Here is a 1,705-nt window from a genome sequence, read left to right as displayed (position 1 = left end):
CATCCGTAAAACCTGACCTTAACCGAATTTGGGGCAATCCACTCGTGAATTGTCCGATCGATTATTACAGTTTAATTCAACAACTAAGGGATCGCTACAAAGCAAATTTTATCGCGATCGATTCCGTTAATCTTCACTTTGCTATCGAGTTTACGGGTAGTATTTCTACAGTTTTGGTCTAATCGACCCTTATTCGCCACCACAATCGCTTTAGCCAATTGTCCATCGGGAGTAACTACCCACTGCACCAATGCCATCCGCTCGTTGACTGTCTTCCAGGTGAAAGCAGAAGCCAGCAGACTCGCTATTCCAACTACACCTACACTGGCATAGAAAATATAGGGGATTTTTTGCGGTTTGAGAGCGATGCGCTGGAGGACGGCTGTTTGAGCTTCAAGCTGGGTGCTGGTATTTTTGGCTGTTACCTCACTCACCGCTGTTAATTGTGCAGTCAATGGCTCCAGATCGAGCGGTCTACTACTTTGCCGGACTGCTAGAATCACCCGACTCTCGATGTTTGCCGCACTTTCGCTCATGGCATCGGAGACTAAGATCGGGATATTTGTATAAACCTGTCCGACAACTGTAGTAATATTTCTGGTCATCTCCAGAATTTCATAGACCGGATCGTCACTCGATTGTTGATATCTAGTCACCATTTGAGTCAGCCCCAGTTGTTCGCGCCCGATCGCTTCAGCTAGGGCAGGATCGCGGTAGAGGCTACGTGCAATTGCGCTGCCTACCATTTGGGGAGTTTCCAGTTCTTCTTCATCTTCATCCCAACTATCACTAGTCATGTCGTCGTCAGTCATCGTTTGAGCCTTACATCTAACCTTATCTAGTATGCAGAGCGCGATCGACTAACGACTTGAGTTGTTTGGCTGATAAAAAGATCCAAAATTCAAACGCTGATTTTAAATTTCAACGGAACTGTTCGATCTAGATCGGCTTGAACAGGTGGATCGACAGGTGTAGATTTCGCGCTCATTTGCAACAACAAATAGCTTGAATCGCACCCAAATTCTGCGTTTCCCCCTGATAGATCTAAATAAAAAATCTGCTGGAGATCGATTCTGTTATTGACGATCCGATCGCCAACAGACTATGACTTGGCTGTAATTACATCAGTTTTAGCCCAACGGCGCAACGCCAAAAGTAGCATTAAACTTGCGACACCAGATCGCCGCAGAGCGATAATTTGCGAGGTTGATATTGGCAGGAATGGCATAAATTTGGGCACCACTATATTTTTTTAGGCGAGCCAGAACTACATAATCACCGCCTTTTAATGCATAATTGGGTGCTTGGGACGTACCGAGAACATTACCAGAACGATGTAAAACAACTACCAAATCTGGCCCTTGGTTAGAAGTTTTGAATGCTGAATCTAGTTGTAGAAAAGATCGACCGTTTTTAGTCACGATACTGGCACCACCTTGTCGGTTGTTCGCCACGAACGAATGTACCGGACTTGAGAGTTGCTGCTAACTGCAAAGGACGATCTGAAGAACTAGTCTGAGTTGTCTGTGGGCGGATTTCCATCATAGAATTTATCGCCGCAGAGCCAGCCGGAACCCGATCTTGGGTTGCAGCTTTTGCGGCGCTCATTATTACTAAAGAAGCCAAACACAGGATCGATACTTGGATGAATTTCATAATTAAACATTCCTTATTTACGACAGTAAGTTGATTCACGTTTCTGCTG

The 1,705-nt window shown here is 45.2% G+C and carries 1 protein-coding gene and 1 pseudogene; both read right to left on the bottom strand.

The window, feature by feature from the left end:
* Positions 1-83 precede the first annotated feature (83 nt).
* Positions 84-812, bottom strand: coding sequence for a hypothetical protein (locus RMO52_RS02765; RefSeq protein ID WP_310410668.1), 729 nt, complete (start codon positions 810-812; stop codon positions 84-86).
* A 318-nt stretch (positions 813-1,130) separates the two neighbouring features.
* A pseudogene (locus RMO52_RS24610) lies at positions 1,131-1,656 on the bottom strand (DM13 domain-containing protein).
* Between the last annotated feature and the right edge of the window lie 49 nt (positions 1,657-1,705).

The sequence above is a fragment of the Chamaesiphon sp. OTE_8_metabat_110 genome (assembly GCF_031382685.1).
GTDB lineage: Bacteria > Cyanobacteriota > Cyanobacteriia > Cyanobacteriales > Chamaesiphonaceae > Chamaesiphon.
Note: the sequence above shows the minus strand (reverse complement) of the source record. Positions and strands in the feature narration are given on the sequence as shown.